Below are 16,694 nucleotides of genomic sequence, written 5' to 3'. Positions count from 1 at the left end.
ACAGGCCGGTTCGACCAGTGAACGGCAGCGGGACACCGCCCGCGATCGGAGGCCCGCCGTTCGGCGGAAGCACTCGCAGGACCTGGGATGATCGATGCATGGTCGACCGCATCATCGCCGCCTGTGACGGCGCCGCCAAAGGCAATCCCGGCCCTGCGGGCTGGGCCTACGTCATCGCCGACTCCTCCGGCGCCCCCCAACGCTGGCGCGCGGGCGCGCTCGGGCACAGCACCAACAACGTGGGCGAGCTGACCGCGCTGGAGCAGTTGCTGCAGGACACGGACCCGGCGACGCCCCTGGAGGTCCGGCTCGACTCCACGTACACGCGTGACGCGGTCACCAAGTGGCTCGCCAACTGGAAGCGCAACGGCTGGCGCACGGCGGGCGGGAAGCCCGTCGCCAACCAGGAGCTGATCCAGCACATCGACGCACTGCTCGCCGGCCGGGACGTCTCCTTCGTCTACGTCCCCGCGCACCAGGTCGACGGCGACCCGCTGAACGCCATCGCGGACAAGGCGGCGAGCGACGCCGCCCGCCACCAGCGCGGCGCCTCCGGCACCTCGGCGGACCTCCCCGTCCCGGACCCGGTCACGCCCGCGGGCCGGGCGAAGGTCTCCAAGCCCGCGCGTTCGGGCGGCAGCGGTGGTGGTGGCGGCACGGGTCGCACCCTCGCCGCGCGCTACCCGGGCACGTGTCCGTGCTCCCGCCCGTACGCGAAGGGCGACAAGATCACCAAGGTCGGCTCCAGCTGGGGCCACCCGGAGTGCGCGTCCGTCTGACCGACCGCGCCGGCCGACCCGGCCCCGCCCGTCCGCCGGCGGGGCACGGATCCCCACGGTGACGGCGATCTTGCCGCGTGAGGGGGACGCGGCCTGCCACCCCTCAGTGCGGCCGGGCCCGAACCCGTCAGCAGGGGCCGGTGCCCGGGCCGCCGAGGTGGAAGGACGTGGAGGTGACCCGCCCGGCGTCGTAGAGGGCCGGGCTGGTCGCGGCGACCGTGAGCCGGGAGCGGTCGACGGCGCCGAGCAGTCGGTAGTCGGATATCCAGCCGGAGCCGTGGGCGGTGCCGAGGCGGCCGTCGCCCATCTGCTCGCAGGTGCTGTCGGCGGCGTGGGCCACCTCGCCGAAGGCGGTGACCACCTGGGCGCGGTCGTAGGCGCCGCCCCACAGCGAGCCGGGAAAGTACCCGACGGCCTGCGCGTCGTAGAACACCCACCAGTCGCCCGCGAGGTTCAGGATCGAGAACTGCGCGGTCGCGCCGGGACGCAGGGCCATACCCGCCTTCGCGGTGTGCGAGACCTGGACGAAGCCGCAGCCGTTGTAGCAGCTCTCCTGGCCGTCCACCCAGTGGTAGACGAACAGGTGGGGCAGCAGGTCGCCGTTGAGGCCGAGGTCGACGGTCCAGCCGATCTCGACGGTGGACTTCTGGTCGGCGGACTGCAGCGCCAACTCCTGCAGCGAGTGCGAATCGGTGTCGCCGGGCTTGATCGCCGGATCCGCCTGCAGCATCCGGATGGTAGCGCCCGCGGTGTCGGTGGTCTGACGCCCGGACACGTAGTCGTAGCAGGCCCCGAACCAGCAGATCGGGCCGCTGCCGTTGACCAGCGGAGGCAGACCGGGCGGTGTCGGCGCGAGCGTTGCGGCCCGCTGCGCGCGGGCGGAGCCGGCGGCCGTCGCGGGGACGGCGGGTGCTGCGGCGAGCAGGCTGAGCGCGGCGGTGAGGGCGGTGGCGCCGCTGACCAGGGCGTGGCGGATGCGCATGAGGGTCCCGTTCCGGTGCGAGGAGGAGGTGCGGGAGGGGGCGTGACGTAAGCAGCAATGTAAGTATGATTAAGTGTCAGACTTACACCGGCGGCCAAGCTAGCGGCCCCGCCTCGTTCCGGCAAGAGCCCCTGCGGGCCTGAACCTCACGACAGGCCCTACCCTCTGCGGATGTGACACCAGTGAACGAGCCGACCGATCGAGAGGCCCTCGGCCGCCGGGTGCTGCGGCTGCGCACCGAGCGCGGCCTGACCCAACGTGCCCTCGCCGAGCCGGACTACACGCCCGCGTACATCTCCACGCTGGAGGCCGGCAAGGTACGCCCCTCCGAGGCCGCGCTGCGCTACCTGGCCGACCGGCTCGAGGTGAGCTACGAGCTCCTGGCCACCGGGCGTCCCCCGGAACTGGCCGGTGAGTTGGGGCTGAGGCTGGCGGAAGCCCGCCAGTTGCTCTGCGCCGGCGACGCGACGCGCGCGGCCGAGGAGTTCCGTGAGCTCGGGGCCGAGGCCGAACGGCACGGCCTCGCCGAACGGCAGGCGGCGGCACTGCTCGGGCTCGGCGACTGCGCCCTGGATCTCGGGGAGTTGGAGCTCGCGCTCGACTCCTTCGAACGCTCCGAGGAGTTGCTGCGGGACGCGCCGCTGCCGCAGCGGGTACCGGCCCTGCGCGGCCGTGCTGTCGCCCACCTGCTGGCCGGCGACCTGCGGTACAGCTGCTACCTGCTGGAGAGCGCGATCGACCGGCTCAACACCGGCGGCCTGGCCGACCCCCACGCGCTGCTGCTGCTCTACTCCGCGGTGATCGCTCCCTACATGGACCTCGGCGCGCACCGCCGCGCCGCCCAGGCCGCCGAGCTCGCGCTCGCCCTGGCTCCCCAGGTCGACGATCCCGCGCTGGTGGCGCGGCTGCACCGCGGTGTGGCCCGCACACTGCTGGCCGAAGGCCGCGCCGCCGAGGCCGAGGCGTCACTGACCAGGGCCGAGGAGCTCTACCGGCAGCTGCGGATCGGCACCGAACTGGCCCACTGCCACTGGATGCGCGGCTATCTGCGGGCCCAGGAGGGCGACCTGCTCGCGGCCGAGCGTGAACTGCGGCTCGCACGCGAGCTGTTGGCTCGCGGCCGGATCACCCTCTACACCCAGCAGATCGACGTCGAACTGGCCGACGTGCTGCGCCGGGCGGGCCGCTTGGAGGAGGCCGCGGCGCTGCTCACGGATCCGACCGGCGCGTTGCACCCCGGCCGGGGCGCGGTGCATGCCGGCGCTGCGCACCGGCTGCTGGGCCGGATCGCCGAGCAGCGAGGCGAGGCTGCGGCCGCCGAGGACCACTACCGGGCCGCGCTGGCCCTGCTGGTGGGCAGCGGCGCCGCCGCCGACCTGGCCGACCTGTGCCGACTGCTCGGCGACCTGCTGCGCCGCGCAGGACGGGTGGACGAAGCACTGGACACCTACCGCGACGGCCTGAGACACCAGGCCGCCCCAGGCGCCACCACCCTCGGCCCCGCCCCGGCCACCCCGCCGTTCTGAGACGGGCGGCCGGCCGCGCGCGAAGAACGCCGCAGGGCGGCGGCGCTCAAGCCCTCGACGGGAGAGCCGGGACGCGCTCCCGCCACCCGCCGCAGGCCGGCGGCTCCCGGTCGGGGAGCCGGGAGGCCGGGACGCGCTGGGGCCCCGCGTGCCGCGCTGTGACACGCCGCCCCGTGGGGTTCCGCGCCCCAGTGCGGGGCTCAGCGGCGCTGGCCGATCTGGCGTCGCTGGAGAAGAGCCGGGCGCCAGAAGAGCCGGCCGCCCGGCTCTTCTGGCGCCCGCATCGGCCAGGCCTGCCTTCGCCCTCGGTCCGCTCACCGCCGCACCGGACGAACTGGCCACGACGGGCGTGCCGTTGGCGATGTCCAACGGCGTGGTCACGCCCCGCGCGGGCTGACGCCTCAGGGCCGGGGCCAGGGGCGCCCGTCGATGTGCTCGATGGAGGTGTTGAAGCGCTTGAGGTAGTCGGCGAAGGCGGCGGCGTCCTCGGGGGCCCAGCCGGAAAGGACCTTGTCCAGGCCCGAGACAAGCTCGGCGCGCGCCTCCTCCAGGCGGCTCGCGCCCTCCTCGGTGATCCGGAACTTGCGGGCCATGCCGCCGTCCGCGTCCGGGATCCGCTCGGCCAGGCCCGCGCCGACCAGCGCGGCGGTCTGCCGGTTCAACGTGGAGGCGTTGAGGCCGAAGGCCTCGCTGAGCTGCCCGATGGACATCGGACCCTCGCCTTGGAGACGGCTGAGCAGGATGTAGGCGCTGCGCTCCAGGTTCGCGCTGGTGCGCTTGCTGGGGGAGCCCATGTGCACGTGCCGGCCGAGCACCATCATCTCGTACTCGATCAGCTCCGTGGGCCTGCCCGGCGTCCCCGGCTTGTCCATCGCGCCCGTCTCCGATTCGTCGTCCCTGCTGGTCAGTATGCCAAGAACGCTGCCCAGGACGACGCGTCGGGCGACGGCGCTCAGCGGGCCATGTACCCGCCGTCCACGGGGAGCACCACGCCGGTGACGAACGAGGCGGCGTCCGAGGCGAGGAAGGCGATCGCCTTCGCCACCTCCTCGGGCGCGCCGAGCCGCCCGAGGGGGTGGGCCTGCGCCATCCCCTCCAGGTAGTCGGGCCCGCCCGGCTCGTCCGCGAGCGCGCGGACCCGCTCGGTCGTAATGGTGCCCGGCGCGACGGCGTTGACCCGGATGCCGCGGGCGGCCCATTCCACGGCCAGGTGCTTGGTCAGGCCGGAGGCGACGAACTTCGCCGGGCCGTAGGCGGCCTGCCGGGCCTGTCCGGCCAGACCCGAGATGGACGAGACGCAGACGATCGCACTGCCGCGCCCCTCGTGCTGCTCCTCCTGCGCGAGCATCGCCTCGATCGCGTACTTGCAGGTCAGGAACATGCCGCGCCCGTCGACCGCCATCACCCGGTCCCAGTCCTCCGGCGTGGTCTCCAGCACGTCGGACAGGGGCAGGATCCCGGCGTTCGCCACGGCGACGTCCAGCCGCCCGAAGGCCCGCACGCCGGCGGCCACCATCCGGCGCACCTCCGCCGGGACGGCCACGTCCCCGACGACCGGCAGCAGCCGCCCCGGCGCGCTCTCGGCCACGAGCCGGGCGCCGAGCCGCTCCAGGCCCGCCCCGTCCAGGTCCGAGCCCACGACGTCCGCGCCCATCCGCACGAACAGCTCCGCCGTCGCCCGCCCGATCCCGCTCGCCGCGCCGGTCACCAGGCACGACTTGCCCGCCAGCTCCACCAGAGGCTTCGTCACCGCTCGCTCCCGTCCGTCGATTCCGCTGCCGTGACCAACGACGCGGCGCTGGAAGCGGTGCGGTCGCGCCTCCGCTTCCTGTCAGGGATCCCCTGACGGCCTACGGTGGGCGTCAGGGGATCCCTGACAACCGAGGAGAGTCCGTTGACCGAGAGCGCGACCGAGATCGCCCGGTGCTCCTTCTGCGGCAAGCCGAACCCCGCCGTCCGCAGGCTCGTGGCCGGCCCGGGCGTCTACATCTGCGACGCGTGCGTGACCCTGGCCGCATCGGTCGTCGACGCCGGCCCGACCGCCTCAGCGGGCCCGAGCACGCCGGTCTGGGCCTCCCTCTCGGACGAGGAGATGCTCGGTCACATCCCCCGCGTCGCCTCGCACATCGACCAGGCCGAGGCCGACCTCCGCGCCTGGGTCCAGGAGCTCCGCCGCCGCGGGGTCACGTGGGCAAGGATCGGCGAGTCGCTCGGCGTCACCCGGCAGTCCGCCTGGGAGCGCTTCTCCGGCGAGGAGTGAGGCACCGGGCCGGGCTCGGACCCGCGGATCCGGACCGGGCCGGGCGGGACGTCCGGCGGGGGGTGTCCGGCGGGGGGTGCCCGTCGGGGGGTGCCCGTCGGGGGAATGTCCGCCTGCTCCGTCATGCCGACCGTTATGGCCGCCTGGGTTAGGCTCCGGGCGTGAGCAGCCTGCCCGTCGAACCGCCGAGCGCGACCGGTCCCGTCGTGCCTGCCCTGCCCGCCGCGCCCCGCGCGCCTCTTGCGCCCGTCAGTCCGGCGATGCTGGCCGCCTCGCGGGCCGGGGTGCCCGAGCGGGGGGAACTGCCGAAGTACTTCCAGGTGAAGCAGAAGATCGACGCGGTCCTGGACGAGCTGGGCCAGGGGACGCCGCTGCCGACCGAGCGGGAGTTCGCGGAGCGGTTCGGCGTCTCGCGGATGACCGTGCGGCAGGCGATCCGCGAGCTGCGCCTGGAGGGGCGCGTCCAGCGCAGCGGGCGGTCGACGGTGGCGGCCGGGCCCAAGCTGGTGCAGCCGCTGATCCTGGCCAGCTACACCGAGGGACTGCGCCGCCAGGGCAGGCGGCCCGGCCGCGAGTTGGTGGCGTTCGAGCAGCTCGCCGCGGACCCGGCGCTCGCGTCGGGCCTGCTCGTCGAGGCGGGCGCGCCGGTCTTCCACCTGGAGCGCCTGCTGTTCGCGGACGAGGAGCGGGTGGGCCTGGAGAGCACCTACCTCTCCGCGGAGCGGTTCCCGGCGCTGGCCACCGAGTTCGACCCGCGCACCTCGCTTTACGCGTACCTGCGCGCGGCGGGCGTGGTCTTCGCGGACGCCGACGAGCGCATCGAGACGGTGCTCGCCTCCCCGCGCGAGGTGCAACTGGTCGGCACCAGCCCGGCCCTGCCGATGCTGCTGCTCAACCGCGTCACCCGCGACCGCGACGGCCGCCCCGTCGAGTGCGTCCGCTCCCTGTACCGGGGCGACCGCTTCAGCTTCACCGCGCACCTGGTCGCGGAGGAGAGCTAGCGTCCACCGCTCTCGAGGTTCGCTCGATTCCTGACCGACCGTCAGGCTCTAGCGTGACGGCCATGGACATCCCCGAGCAGTACAAGTACGCCGTCATCCCGCACGTGATGGTCGACGGCGCGGCCGAGGCGATCGCGTTCTACGCGACCGCGTTCGGAGCGACCGAGCACTTTCGGCGGGAGAACGAGGACGGACGGATCGCCCACGCCGAGATCACCGTTCACGACTCCAGGTTCATGCTCGGCGACGCGCACACCCCGTACGCGGCCCCGGGCGCCGGCGGCTGCTCCGTCGGCCTGCACGTCTACGTCCCGGACGTGGACGGCCTGACTACCCAGGCGGTGGCGGCGGGCGCGGAGCTTCTCTCCCCGCCGACCGACATGCCCTACCCCGCACGTCGGGCGGTGCTGCGCGACCCCTTCGGTCACATCTGGGTCTTCCTCACACAGACCGCCTGAGCCCGGGGTCCCGGGCCGGATCCGCGGCTGGCGCGCCGGGCAGAACGCACCATGACGACGGGCCCCACGAGGGTCTTCCCGTCGGAGCCCGTCGGTGTGCGCGGTCAGGACAGCGCCAGCAGCGCGCCGGCGGCGACCATGACCGCGGCTGTGGCGCCGTGGACCCCGAGATAGATTGGCGCGGATCCGCCGCTCCTCCTGACGATCAGCGCGTCGCACAGCGGCATCACCGCCCCGACCAGCGTGAACCAGCCGATCAGGTGGGCGCTGCCGCCGATCAGCACGACCGCCATGACGAGCCCGGCGCCGATGTCGCGGTCCGCCTTGACGCGGAGCCAGGCGCGAAAGCTCGCGTCCTCCGGGCGGGTGCCGGGGATGCCGAAATCCACGGCGCCCTGCGGGGTCCACAGGTTGCGGGCGCCGATGAACGTGATCCCGACGGCGACGACCCAGGCGAGGACGACGGCGACGGTGGTGACGGCGGTAGGCATGACGGGTGTTCCCCTTCCTTCGCGACATCGGCCCCGCGCCGAGCGCTGCTCGATCTACTAGCAATGCTAGACATAGCGCCGACCCGATGTCTAGCGGTGCTAGCATTTCCTTTATCCGCATCGGGTGCTCTGCTCGCGGAGGGAACCGCCCCGGCGACTGGCTAGCCGCGAACCGCCCAGAGGGAGGCGATGAGGCCTCGGACCGAGGCGCGGAAGAGGATGTCGGGGTCCGGGGGCGCCGCGAAGGAGGTGGCGAGTTCCGGGTCCTGCTCGGCGGCCTCCGGGGTCCAGAGGTCGGGCTCTCCCGGGTGCTGGGCGGGAGCCCGTTCGCGATTGCGCTCGACCAGGACGAAGCCGACGATCTGGAACTGGAGCGCCCGGACGGCCTCGGCGGCGGCCGCGCCGCGCAGGCCGGCGGCGTGCGCCTCGTGGACCAGGGCGCGCTGCGCGGGCAGCATCATCAGCTCGGTGAGGCCGCGCTCGTGGACCAGCGCGATCAGGTGCGGGCGGGCTCGCAGCTTGCGGCGCAGCGCGAGGGCGACCGACTCCGCGCGCTCCACGGGCGTGCGGCCCTCCGCGCGGATCTCCCCCATCTCCTTGACCGTGCGTGCGACCAACTCGTCCAGCAGCGCCTCACGGTTGCCGACGTGCCAGTAGATCGCGGTGACGGCGCAGCCCAGTTCGGCGGCGAGCCGACGCATCGTCAGCGCACCCGGCCCGTGGGCGCGGACGAGCTCGGCGGCGGCGTCCAGCACCGCGCCCCGGCTGAGCGCGTCCTTCACGGCCATCCCGCACCCCCCTCGCGTCCGCGCGAACGCGTTGCCAACTGTGCTCCGGAATACCACAGATGGGCGTGACGCGGAGGAGCTACCGCTCCGCGTCGTCCAGCGCGAGCGTCGAGGCGCGGCCCGCCTCCGCGACGCGCGCGAGGAAGTCGGCGATGACGCCGAGCTGCTGCTCGTCGTAGCGGGAGCAGATCTCCTGCACCGCGCCGTTCATCCCGGCGAACTGCGCCAGCACCTCCTTGCCGCGCTCGGGCAGTGCCCGGATCCGGACCGCGCGCCGGTCCTCGGCGTCGCGCTCGCGGACGATCCACCCGGCGCGCTCGAGGCGGTCCAGGACGCCGGTGAGGGTCGCCGGATGGAGGCCTGCCGCCTTGGCCAGCGGGCCCGCGCCGATCGGGCCGAGCCGGCCGATCAGGTCCAGACAGTCCATGTCCGCGTCGCGCAGCCCGAGCCGTCCGCTGACCCGGCGGTTCAGCTGGGCGAGCTGGACGCCGAGCTCGCGCAGTGCCTCCCTGACCTCGCGCCGAGCGTCCCGGCGGCCGTTCTGAGGGCTGTCCCCACGGGCGGCTTCGTCGCTAGATACTTTGGAACTCATATGTTATGGTCTCCATAGTGTACGGCTTACAAAGGAACCTTACCCGCACCTCGCATCGGCAGGGGAAGTCCCATGAAGCTCACCATCGTGGCCGCCACCGGCGGCATCGGCCGACAGTTGCTGGCCCAGGCGCTCACGGCCGGGCACGAGGTCACCGCCGTGGTCCGCAACCCGGCCCGGCTCGACGTCGAGGTGGACGCCGTCGCCGTTGACCTCTCCGCGCCCGACGGCCAGGCCGACGCCCTGCGTTCGGCTGTGGCCGGCGCCGACGCGGTCCTCTCCGGCCTCGGCGCGCGCACGAAGGCCGACCACGGCGTCGCCTCCCGGGGCACCCGCGCGCTGATCGAGGCGATGACCGCCGTCGGCAGCGAGCGGCTCGTCGTCGTCAGCGCCGCGCCGATCGGCACCGTCCCGTCACCCGCGCGCCCGCATCCGTCCCGCCACGACGAGGGCGACGGCTTCTTCATGCGGCACCTGCTCAGCCCCGCCGTCAAACGCGTCTTCCGCGACCACTACGCGGACCTGGCCGCGATGGAGGACGAGCTCCGTGCCAGCGGCCTCAGTTGGACGGCCGTCCGCCCGCCGCAGCTCAACGACATGCCGCACACCGGCCACTACCGCACCGCGCTCGGCCACAACCTGCGCGGCGGCACCAAGATCTCCCGCGCGGACGTGGCCGACCTGATGCTGCGCACCCTCTCGATGCCCGAGACCGAGCGGGCCGTGGTCGGCGTCGCCTACTGACTCCGCGGAGACCGCAAGGAGGCCGTCCGCAAGGCGCTCGTGCCGTCACGGCGCCGGTCGGCCGACCAAGGCCCGCAGGGCGGCACGGGCGGGGACGGGAGCACCCCGGGAGGCAAGCGTCATCCCTGCCGAAGGCTCGCCCACGCCTGCCCCAACCGGGCTACCCCCTCGGCCAGTTGGGCGGAGCTGACGGCTGCCACATGGGTGAGCCGCAGGTGGGGGGCGGGCGGCTCGGCCGCGAAGTACGCCGCGCCCGGGGTGACCGCGACGCCGGCGCGAAGCGCCGCCGATGCGACCGACGCCTCGTCCGAGCCGGACGGGAGAGGGAGCCAGGCGAGGTAACCGCCGGGAGCCAGGGGCGCGGGCGGGAGATCCGGGAGGCCACGAGCCAGCGCCGCGCCGAGCGCGGCCCGCCGTTCGCTCAACGTGGCGGCCAAGCTCCGCAGATGGCGCGCCCAGGCCGGGGCGGAGACCAGCTCCAACGTGGCGTCCTGGAGCGGGCGCGGCACGAAGAAGCTGTCCACCGCCTGCGTGGCGCGCAGGCGTTCGAACACGGGGCCACGCGCGCTCAGCGCCGCGATGCGCAGGCTCGGGGACGCGGCCTTGGTGAGCGAGCGGACGTGGACGACCACGCCGTCCGGATCGTCCGCGGCGAGGGGTCGCGGCAACGCGGGCGCGTCGGCGTGCGCGAGCAGCCGGGCGTAGTCGTCCTCGACGACGAACGCGCCTGCCGCACGGGCGAGTCGGAGCACCTCGGCGCGGCGACCCGCCGCGAGCATGGCACCGGTCGGGTTCTGGAACAGCGGCTGGCAGACCAGCAGCCGCGCGCCGGTCACCGCAAACGCGTCGGCGAGTAGGTCGGTGCGCAGCCCGTCCGCGTCTACGGGGACGGAGACGGGGCGCAGGCCTGCCGCTCGGGCGACTGCGAGGACGCCGGGATACGTCGGGGACTCGACCAGCACCGGCGCGCCCGCCGGGGCGAGGGCGCGGAGTGCGACGGTCAGCGCGCTCTGGCCGCCCGCGGTGATCAGCACGTCCGCCGCGGACAGGGCGGATTCGGGGCCGCCGATCTCTCGCGCGAACCAGGAGCGCAGCTCCGGCAGGCCCTCCACAGGCGGACGGCTCCACGCGTCCGGTCGGCGCGCCGCGCGGGCGAGCGCGTCGGCGAGGGCCCGCTCGGGCAGCAGGGACGGGTGCGGGTAGCCGCTGCTCAGGTCGACGACGTCGGCGGGCGGCAGGGTCAGCGTGGCCAGCAGGCCGCTCGCGTCCGCGCGCGGCGCGGCGAGCGCGTCATGGGCGCCGAGGGTGACCTCCTGCCAGGACAGGTCACCCCCGCCCCGGCTCGGCGCGCGCCGCTCGGCGCGGAAGACCCCCGCACCCGGGCGGCTGACGACCAGCCCCTCCGCGGCGAGCGCGCCGATCGCCCGCGAGACGGTCACGGGGCTCACTCGGTACCGCTCCACCAGCGCACGGCTGGACGGCAGCTTCTCTCCCGTCGGATAGCGCTCCCAGGCACGACGCAGTGTTTCCGTGAGCTCGGTGACACTGCTACCGTCGTTCATGAAGGCACACAATAGCGCTACTCTCCCTCAGCCGATAGCGGTCGGCTCCGCCGCAGCTGAGCGGAGCGGTCGCGGCGGCGTACTGCTGGCCGGTTCCGGCGTCGGCCTGTTCTCGCTCTCCTTCGCCGCCACCGAGTGGTCCCTGCGCGGGTTCGGTCCGTGGAGCGTCGTCGGCCTGCGCGGGGCGATCGCCGCCGTCATCGCCGCCGTCTGTCTGGCGCTGTTCCGGGCACCCCGGCCTGAACGACGGCACTGGGCGGGACTGGCCACGGTCGGGCTCGGTTGCGTCGTCGGCTTCCCGGCCCTGACGACCCTCGCCCTGCGGACCACGACCACCGCGCACTCCGCCGTCGTGATCGGCCTGATGCCGCTCGCGACCTCCTGCTACTCCGCCGCGCGCACCCGCAGCCGCCAGCCACGCGCCTTCTGGGCCGCGGCCCTCGCCGGCGCGGCGACCGTCGTCGCCTTCACCCTGTTCGAACACGGCGGCGCGCCGAGCGCGGCGGACCTCTACCTGTTCGCGGCCCTGCTGCTGTGCTCGGCAGGGTACGCGGAGGGCGGACGGCTAGCGCGGGAGATGCCCGGCTGGCAGGTGATCGCCTGGGCCCTGGTCGCGGTCCTGCCCGTCACCGCGGTGCTGGCGATCCCGGCCGTCACCGGGGAGCCGGTGCGCGTGAGCGCGACGGCACTGGCCGGGGTGCTGTTCCTCGGCCTGTCGCAGTTCGTCAGCTACATCCCCTGGTACCAGGGCATGGCGCTGATCGGCGTCCAGCGGGCCGCGCAGATCCAGCTCGCGCAGCCGCTGCTCAACCTGCTGTGGGCGGCGCTCCTGCTCCACGAGCGCATCCCCGCCGCGGCACCGATCGCGGCCCTCCTCGTCCTCGCCTGCATCGCGACCACCCAACGGGCCGGACAAACGAACTGAATTACCGTCATGAGTCTTCACCCTTCGCGCCGTTCGGAGTAAGTAACACCGTTACAGAGAACGACCGGGAACGTCGGCGAAGGGACGGTACCGCCATGGCACGCGTACGCTACGGCGCGCGCACCGAGGAGGAGATCAGCGCGGCCAAGCAGGCCCGTTCGGTCCTGCCGGACATCTGGTCCACCGGGGTGGCGGCGGTCTGGGAGAGCGACCCGGACGCCGTCGCCCAGGTGCTGCCCGCGCCGCTGAAGCCGGGCGGACGGCCTCTGGTGCGCGTGAACATCAGCCAGGTCGACATCTTCGGCAGCCCGCTCGGCGCCGGGTCCTTCGCCGTCTCGGCCCAGCACGGCGGGCAGAGCGGCTGGTATCCGCTGGTCATGCCGATGACCACCGAGCGCGCCCTGATCGGCGGCCGGGAGGTCTTCGGCGAGCCGAAGAAGCTCGGCGAGGTGTCCGTCGCCCGGGACGGCGACGTGGTCACGGCCCGCCTGGGCCGCCACGGCGTCGACTTCGTCGAGGTCCACGGCCGCGTCACCGGCGAGCTGCCGGTGCCCGAGCCCGCCGAGAAGGTCGACTTCTACTTCAAGTTCCTCCCCGCCGTGGACGGCGAGGGCTTCGACCTCGACCCGGTCCTCGTCCACTGCACCCGCGTCGAGCGGGTGCGCCGGCTGGAGGCGGTGACCGGGGAGGTGATCCTGCGCGAGTCCGCGTTCGACCCCGTCGCGGACCTGCCGGTCCGGCGGCTGCTGGAGATCACCGTCGGGGAGAAGACCTCCGACCAGCGCGGCCGCGTGGTCGAGCGGGTCAGCGCGCGGGCGCTGCTCCCGTTCGTCCACCAGCGCTACGACGACCCGGCGCAGGTCCTCGACTCCGTCACGCCGCCGCAGGAGGGGTGAGGATGGAGCTGACGCAGGGACAGGTCGCCGTCGTCACCGGTGGCGCGAGCGGCATCGGCCTCGCCATGGCCCGCCGCTTCGCGGCGGACGGCCTGCGCGTCGTCGTCGCCGACGTCGAGGAGGCCGCGCTCGACAAGGCGGTCGCCGGACTGCGCGAGCAGGGCGCGGAGGCGATCGGGCAGCTGACCGACGTCTCCGAGCGCGACAGCGTCGAGGCGCTGGCGGAGGCGGCGTACCACGCGTACGGCGGGGTCCACGCCCTGTGCAACAACGCGGGCGTCGGCTCGGGCGCCGAGGGCCGGATGTGGGAGCACGAGCCGAACGACTGGAAGTGGGCGTTCGCCGTCAACGTCTGGGGCGTCTTCCACGGCGTGCAGGCCTTCCTGCCGCGCATGCTGGCGGGCGGCGAGCCCGGACACGTCGTCAACACCTCCTCCGGCGACGGCGGGATCGCCCCGCTGCCGACGGCGTCGGTGTACGCCGTGACCAAGGCGGCGGTGGTCACCATGACCGAGTCCCTCTACGCCCACCTGCGCGCCGAGGGCGCGCCCATCGGCGCGTCCGTCCTCTTCCCGGGCCCGCACATGCTGCGCACCGGCCTGTGGGAGTCCCACCGCAACCGCCCCGAACGCTTCGCGAAGCAGCGGCCACGGCGCACGCCGTACCGGTCGCTGGCCCAGTGGGAGGCGGCGATGGAGGCCTCCGGCCACGAGGTCCACTTCACGCCCGTCGAGGAGGTCGCGGACTTCGTCGCCGACGGGATCCGCGCCGACCGCTTCTGGCTGCTGCCGCCGAGCGAGCACAGCGACCGCCAGATCCGGGCGCGGTCCCGGTCCATGCTCACCCGGGAGAACCCGGGCTACCTCGAACAGTTCATTCTCGACGAGTAGCCCCCAGGGCACGGGGAACTGCGCGACAAGCCACTGATGAGCGGTAGGTCCTCAACGCGCAGGGCCCTGGCGAAGTGAAACTTCCCAGAGAGGAGGAAGTTCATGTCCTACGAAGATCCCTATCTCGTCATCTCCTCCGACTGCCACGCCGGACTCCCCACCGAGGAGTACCGCCCGTACCTGGAGGCCGCGCACCATCGCGCGTTCGACGAGTTCCTCGCGCAGGCCCAGGCCCGGCGGGACGAGGCGACGCGCCTCGGGGTGCGGAACGAAGCCTTCGCGCAGAAGTGGTTCGAGGACCACGAGGAGGGCCTGCGCGGCGGGTGGGACGCCGCCCAGCGCGACAAGGAGCTGGACGGGGACGGGGTCGCGGCCGAGGTCGTGTTCCCGGACGCCGACGCCGTGGACTCGCGCACCGCCGCGCCCTTCGGCGTGGGCCTCGGGCTGAGCGGGGATCAGGACCCGGTCCTCGGGATGGCGGGCGCCCGCGCGCACAACCGGTGGCTCGCGGAGTTCATCCGCGCCGGCGGGAGCCCGGAGCGGCGCTGCGGCGTCGCCCTGCTGCCGATCACCGCGGAGCCGGACCTCGTCGTCGCCGAGGTGCGGCGCGCGCACGCGGACGGGCTCGGGGCGGTGATGATCCCGTCGATGTGGGTGGACAAGGAGCCGTACCACGACCGCCGCTACGACCCGGTGTGGGCCGTGTGCGAGGAGCTGCGGATGCCGGTCGTCACGCACTCCGGCGCCGCGCCGCGGCACGAGTACGGGAATCACCTCGGCATCTACGTGACCGAGGTGACGTTCTGGCCGGCCCGGCCGCTGTGGTTCCTGCTCTGGTCCGGGGTGTTCGAGCGGTTCCCGGGGCTGCGGTTCGGCGTCGCGGAGTCCGGCTGCTGGTGGCTGCCGAACCTGCTGTGGTTCATGGACCGGCTCTACCTCGGAGCGCACGGCGGCAAGAAGCTCTCGCCGTTCAGCGAGCTCACGATGCCGCCGAGTTCGTACGTGGACCGCAACTGCTTCGTCGCCGCGACCAACACCAAGCGGCGCGAGCTCGCCCACCGCTACGAGATCGGCGTCGGCACGATCTGCTGGGGCAGCGACTACCCGCACCCCGAGGGCACCTGGCCCGAGACCCGCCGGTGGGTGGCGACCACCTTCCGCGACATCCCGGTCGACGAGACGCGGCGGATGCTCGGCCTCAACTGCGCGGAGGTCTTCGGGTTCGACACGGCCAGACTCGCGCCGATCGCCGAACGGATCGGGCCGCGACCGGCCGACCTCGGGCAGCCGCGCGACCAGGCCGCGATCGAGGCGGCCTGGGCTCCCGCGCGGGCGGTGGGGCGGCACTGGCTGACGGGCCATGACTTCCCGTTCATCGGGACCGCCGCGCCGACGGAAGGGACGACGCTGTGACCCGCCCGAGTGAGCACCCCGAACGGCCTGAACAGCCCGAACGGCCTGAACGGCCTGAACGGCCCGAACGCCCCGAGCGCTACACCGTCGTCTCCGCCGACTGCCACGCGGGCGCGGACCTGCTGGAGTACCGCCCCTACCTGGCGATCCGTCACCACGAGGCCTTCGACGCCTGGGCCGCCGCCTACGTCAACCCGTTCACCGACCTGATGGCGCCCGAGGCCACCCGCAACTGGGACTCCGACCGGCGCCTGGCCGAGCTGGAGCAGGACGGCATCGTCGCCGAGGTCGTCTTCCCCAACACCGTGCCGCCGTTCTTCCCCAGCGCTTCGCTCAGCGCGGTCCAGCCGACGGCGCAGGAGTTCGAGCTGCGCTGGGCGGGGCTGCAGGCGCACAACCGCTGGATGGCGGACTTCTGCGCCAAGGCGCCCGGTCGCCGGGCCGGGACCTTCCAGATCCTGCTGAACGACGTGGACGCCGCCGTCGCCGAGGTCCGGCACTGCCACGCCGCCGGGCTGACGGGAGGTCTGGTGCTGCCGGGCGTGCCGCCCGGGTCGCCGGTGCCGGAGCTGTGGTCGAGTGTCTACGAGCCGCTGTGGGCGGTCTGCGCGGAGCTGGGCGTGCCGGTCAACCACCACGCGGGCTCGGCCAGCCCGGAGCTTCGGGAGGAGCCGGCCGCGCGGGCGGTGTTCATGGTGGAGACGACGTGGTTCTCGCACCGGGCGTTGTGGCACCTCGCCTTCGCGGGGGTCTTCCATCGCCACCCCGGGTTGAAGCTGGTCCTCACCGAGCAGGGCTCCGGCTGGATCCCGGGCGTGCTGGACATGCTCGACTACTACCACCAGCGTCTGGTCGGCGCGGCGACGCGGGCGGCGACGGCGGAGTCGAAGTTCGGCGCGGGGCTTGCGGACCTGATGGGCGACGGGCCGCGCGCGGCATGGCAGCGCAACTGCTACGTCGGCGCGAGCTTCATGCGCGCGCACGAGGTGCCGCTGCGCGACCGGATCGGCCTCGAGAAGATCATGTGGGGCAGCGACTTCCCGCACGACGAGGGCACCTACCCCTACACCACCGAGGCGCTGCGCACCTCCTTCGCGGGGGTCCCGTTCGCGGAGGTGGCCGCGATGGTCGGCGGCAACGCGGCGCGCGTCTACGGCTTCGACCTCGACGCGCTGGACCCGATCGCCGCGAAGGTCGGGCCCCTGGTCGAGGAGGTGGACCGGCCGCTGGCGGCGCCCCCGCCCGGAGCGACGAGCCCGGTCTTCGCGAAGGGCTCCTCGGTCCGGGTCTGGTGAGGGTCCGGCAGGACGCGACCGGCCGCGCGCCGTCCGGGTGAAACCGGGCGCCGCAAGGCCGGTGACGACCGGTCGGCACAGGGAACGGGCCG

18 protein-coding genes are annotated in these 16,694 nt (G+C 73.7%); 11 read left to right on the top strand and 7 right to left on the bottom strand.

The genetic code is table 11. The features are described from left to right. The first annotated feature begins 98 nt into the window (after nucleotides 1-98). Entirely contained in the window at nucleotides 99-779 is a 681-nt protein-coding gene (locus tag TR48_RS02110) for a ribonuclease H family protein (protein WP_042364056.1), read from the top strand. A gap of 127 nt (nucleotides 780-906) precedes the next feature. Here the strand turns inward: TR48_RS02110 and TR48_RS02105 are convergent, their stop codons facing one another. Further along, nucleotides 907-1,761 (bottom strand): neprosin family prolyl endopeptidase, encoded by an 855-nt coding sequence (locus tag TR48_RS02105; RefSeq protein ID WP_042364055.1) that lies wholly within the window; start codon nucleotides 1,759-1,761, stop codon nucleotides 907-909. A gap of 182 nt (nucleotides 1,762-1,943) precedes the next feature. Here TR48_RS02105 and TR48_RS02100 point away from each other — a divergent pair, with 182 nt between their 5' ends. Next, nucleotides 1,944-3,287 carry a helix-turn-helix domain-containing protein gene (locus tag TR48_RS02100; protein WP_042364054.1) on the top strand — a complete coding sequence of 448 codons (1,344 nt, stop codon included), beginning with the start codon at nucleotides 1,944-1,946 and terminating at the stop codon, nucleotides 3,285-3,287. 401 nt (nucleotides 3,288-3,688) lie between these two features. On the opposite strand, the gene TR48_RS02095 is transcribed toward TR48_RS02100, so the two are convergent. Both TR48_RS02095 and TR48_RS02090 read right to left on the bottom strand, forming a co-directional pair. Next, on the bottom strand, nucleotides 3,689-4,159 hold the full coding sequence (locus TR48_RS02095) for a MarR family winged helix-turn-helix transcriptional regulator (RefSeq protein WP_042364053.1): 471 nt from the start codon (nucleotides 4,157-4,159) through the stop codon (nucleotides 3,689-3,691). Nucleotides 4,160-4,239: 80 nt separating this feature from the next. Further along, nucleotides 4,240-5,037 carry an SDR family NAD(P)-dependent oxidoreductase gene (locus tag TR48_RS02090; protein ID WP_042364052.1) on the bottom strand — a complete coding sequence of 266 codons (798 nt, stop codon included), beginning with the start codon at nucleotides 5,035-5,037 and terminating at the stop codon, nucleotides 4,240-4,242. A 144-nt stretch (nucleotides 5,038-5,181) separates the two neighbouring features. On the opposite strand from TR48_RS02090, the gene TR48_RS46215 reads away from it, so the two are divergent. From TR48_RS46215 to TR48_RS02075, 3 genes are all read left to right on the top strand, one after another. Beyond that, nucleotides 5,182-5,547: a ClpX C4-type zinc finger protein gene (locus TR48_RS46215; RefSeq protein ID WP_042364051.1), complete on the top strand. Its 366-nt coding sequence runs from the start codon at nucleotides 5,182-5,184 to the stop codon at nucleotides 5,545-5,547. Between the two features lie 260 nt (nucleotides 5,548-5,807). Further along, entirely contained in the window at nucleotides 5,808-6,548 is a 741-nt protein-coding gene (locus TR48_RS02080; RefSeq protein WP_042364216.1) for a GntR family transcriptional regulator, read from the top strand. A 62-nt stretch (nucleotides 6,549-6,610) separates the two neighbouring features. Beyond that, nucleotides 6,611-7,006, top strand: coding sequence for a VOC family protein (locus TR48_RS02075; protein WP_042364215.1), 396 nt, complete (start codon nucleotides 6,611-6,613; stop codon nucleotides 7,004-7,006). Between the two features lie 104 nt (nucleotides 7,007-7,110). Here TR48_RS02075 and TR48_RS02070 read toward each other — a convergent pair whose 3' ends face one another. From TR48_RS02070 to TR48_RS02060, 3 genes are all read right to left on the bottom strand, one after another. Then, the gene (locus TR48_RS02070) at nucleotides 7,111-7,497 is read right to left on the bottom strand and encodes a DUF4267 domain-containing protein (protein WP_042364050.1); all 387 of its coding nucleotides are present in this window, start codon (nucleotides 7,495-7,497) and stop codon (nucleotides 7,111-7,113) included. Between the two features lie 161 nt (nucleotides 7,498-7,658). After that, nucleotides 7,659-8,285, bottom strand: a complete 627-nt coding sequence (locus TR48_RS02065; protein WP_042364049.1) for a TetR/AcrR family transcriptional regulator — start codon at nucleotides 8,283-8,285, stop codon at nucleotides 7,659-7,661. Nucleotides 8,286-8,364: 79 nt separating this feature from the next. After that, a complete protein-coding gene (locus TR48_RS02060) occupies nucleotides 8,365-8,877 on the bottom strand; it encodes a MarR family winged helix-turn-helix transcriptional regulator (protein ID WP_042364048.1) in 513 nt (170 codons plus the stop codon). A gap of 72 nt (nucleotides 8,878-8,949) precedes the next feature. Here TR48_RS02060 and TR48_RS02055 point away from each other — a divergent pair, with 72 nt between their 5' ends. Beyond that, on the top strand, nucleotides 8,950-9,621 hold the full coding sequence (locus TR48_RS02055; RefSeq protein WP_042364047.1) for an NAD(P)-dependent oxidoreductase: 672 nt from the start codon (nucleotides 8,950-8,952) through the stop codon (nucleotides 9,619-9,621). A 119-nt stretch (nucleotides 9,622-9,740) separates the two neighbouring features. Here the strand turns inward: TR48_RS02055 and TR48_RS02050 are convergent, their stop codons facing one another. Beyond that, complete coding sequence (locus TR48_RS02050; RefSeq protein ID WP_042364046.1) at nucleotides 9,741-11,183, bottom strand: aminotransferase-like domain-containing protein; 1,443 nt, start codon at nucleotides 11,181-11,183, stop codon at nucleotides 9,741-9,743. Here TR48_RS02050 and TR48_RS02045 point away from each other — a divergent pair. From TR48_RS02045 to TR48_RS02025, 5 genes are all read left to right on the top strand, one after another. Continuing rightward, a complete protein-coding gene (locus tag TR48_RS02045) occupies nucleotides 11,182-12,108 on the top strand; it encodes a DMT family transporter (protein ID WP_042364045.1) in 927 nt (308 codons plus the stop codon). The genes TR48_RS02050 and TR48_RS02045 overlap by 2 nt on opposite strands. A gap of 95 nt (nucleotides 12,109-12,203) precedes the next feature. Continuing rightward, nucleotides 12,204-13,004, top strand: coding sequence for an acetoacetate decarboxylase family protein (locus TR48_RS02040; protein WP_042364044.1), 801 nt, complete (start codon nucleotides 12,204-12,206; stop codon nucleotides 13,002-13,004). A gap of 2 nt (nucleotides 13,005-13,006) precedes the next feature. Next, nucleotides 13,007-13,894 (top strand): SDR family NAD(P)-dependent oxidoreductase, encoded by an 888-nt coding sequence (locus tag TR48_RS02035; RefSeq protein ID WP_042364043.1) that lies wholly within the window; start codon nucleotides 13,007-13,009, stop codon nucleotides 13,892-13,894. A gap of 102 nt (nucleotides 13,895-13,996) precedes the next feature. Then, nucleotides 13,997-15,307: an amidohydrolase family protein gene (locus TR48_RS02030; RefSeq protein WP_042364042.1), complete on the top strand. Its 1,311-nt coding sequence runs from the start codon at nucleotides 13,997-13,999 to the stop codon at nucleotides 15,305-15,307. 119 nt (nucleotides 15,308-15,426) lie between these two features. Then, nucleotides 15,427-16,602 carry an amidohydrolase family protein gene (locus tag TR48_RS02025; protein ID WP_042364214.1) on the top strand — a complete coding sequence of 392 codons (1,176 nt, stop codon included), beginning with the start codon at nucleotides 15,427-15,429 and terminating at the stop codon, nucleotides 16,600-16,602. Nucleotides 16,603-16,694 lie beyond the last annotated feature (92 nt).

Source organism: Streptacidiphilus neutrinimicus (assembly GCF_000787815.1).
GTDB lineage: Bacteria > Actinomycetota > Actinomycetes > Streptomycetales > Streptomycetaceae > Streptacidiphilus > Streptacidiphilus neutrinimicus.
Note: the sequence above shows the minus strand (reverse complement) of the source record. Positions and strands in the feature narration are given on the sequence as shown.

What these genes read in the sequence shown, in the direction of transcription:
- TR48_RS02110 (WP_042364056.1), top strand. Translation starts at nt 99, where the DNA reads ATGGTCGACCGCATCATCGCCGCCTGTGACGGCGCCGCCAAAGGCAAT.
- TR48_RS02105 (WP_042364055.1), bottom strand. Translation starts at nt 1,761, where the DNA reads ATGCGCATCCGCCACGCCCTGGTCAGCGGCGCCACCGCCCTCACCGCC.
- TR48_RS02095 (WP_042364053.1), bottom strand. Translation starts at nt 4,159, where the DNA reads ATGGACAAGCCGGGGACGCCGGGCAGGCCCACGGAGCTGATCGAGTAC.
- TR48_RS02080 (WP_042364216.1), top strand. Translation starts at nt 5,808, where the DNA reads ATGCTGGCCGCCTCGCGGGCCGGGGTGCCCGAGCGGGGGGAACTGCCG.
- TR48_RS02075 (WP_042364215.1), top strand. Translation starts at nt 6,611, where the DNA reads ATGGACATCCCCGAGCAGTACAAGTACGCCGTCATCCCGCACGTGATG.
- TR48_RS02070 (WP_042364050.1), bottom strand. Translation starts at nt 7,497, where the DNA reads ATGCCTACCGCCGTCACCACCGTCGCCGTCGTCCTCGCCTGGGTCGTC.
- TR48_RS02065 (WP_042364049.1), bottom strand. Translation starts at nt 8,285, where the DNA reads ATGGCCGTGAAGGACGCGCTCAGCCGGGGCGCGGTGCTGGACGCCGCC.
- TR48_RS02060 (WP_042364048.1), bottom strand. Translation starts at nt 8,877, where the DNA reads ATGAGTTCCAAAGTATCTAGCGACGAAGCCGCCCGTGGGGACAGCCCT.
- TR48_RS02055 (WP_042364047.1), top strand. Translation starts at nt 8,950, where the DNA reads ATGAAGCTCACCATCGTGGCCGCCACCGGCGGCATCGGCCGACAGTTG.
- TR48_RS02045 (WP_042364045.1), top strand. Translation starts at nt 11,182, where the DNA reads ATGAAGGCACACAATAGCGCTACTCTCCCTCAGCCGATAGCGGTCGGC.
- TR48_RS02050 (WP_042364046.1), bottom strand. Translation starts at nt 11,183, where the DNA reads ATGAACGACGGTAGCAGTGTCACCGAGCTCACGGAAACACTGCGTCGT.
- TR48_RS02040 (WP_042364044.1), top strand. Translation starts at nt 12,204, where the DNA reads ATGGCACGCGTACGCTACGGCGCGCGCACCGAGGAGGAGATCAGCGCG.
- TR48_RS02035 (WP_042364043.1), top strand. Translation starts at nt 13,007, where the DNA reads ATGGAGCTGACGCAGGGACAGGTCGCCGTCGTCACCGGTGGCGCGAGC.
- TR48_RS02030 (WP_042364042.1), top strand. Translation starts at nt 13,997, where the DNA reads ATGTCCTACGAAGATCCCTATCTCGTCATCTCCTCCGACTGCCACGCC.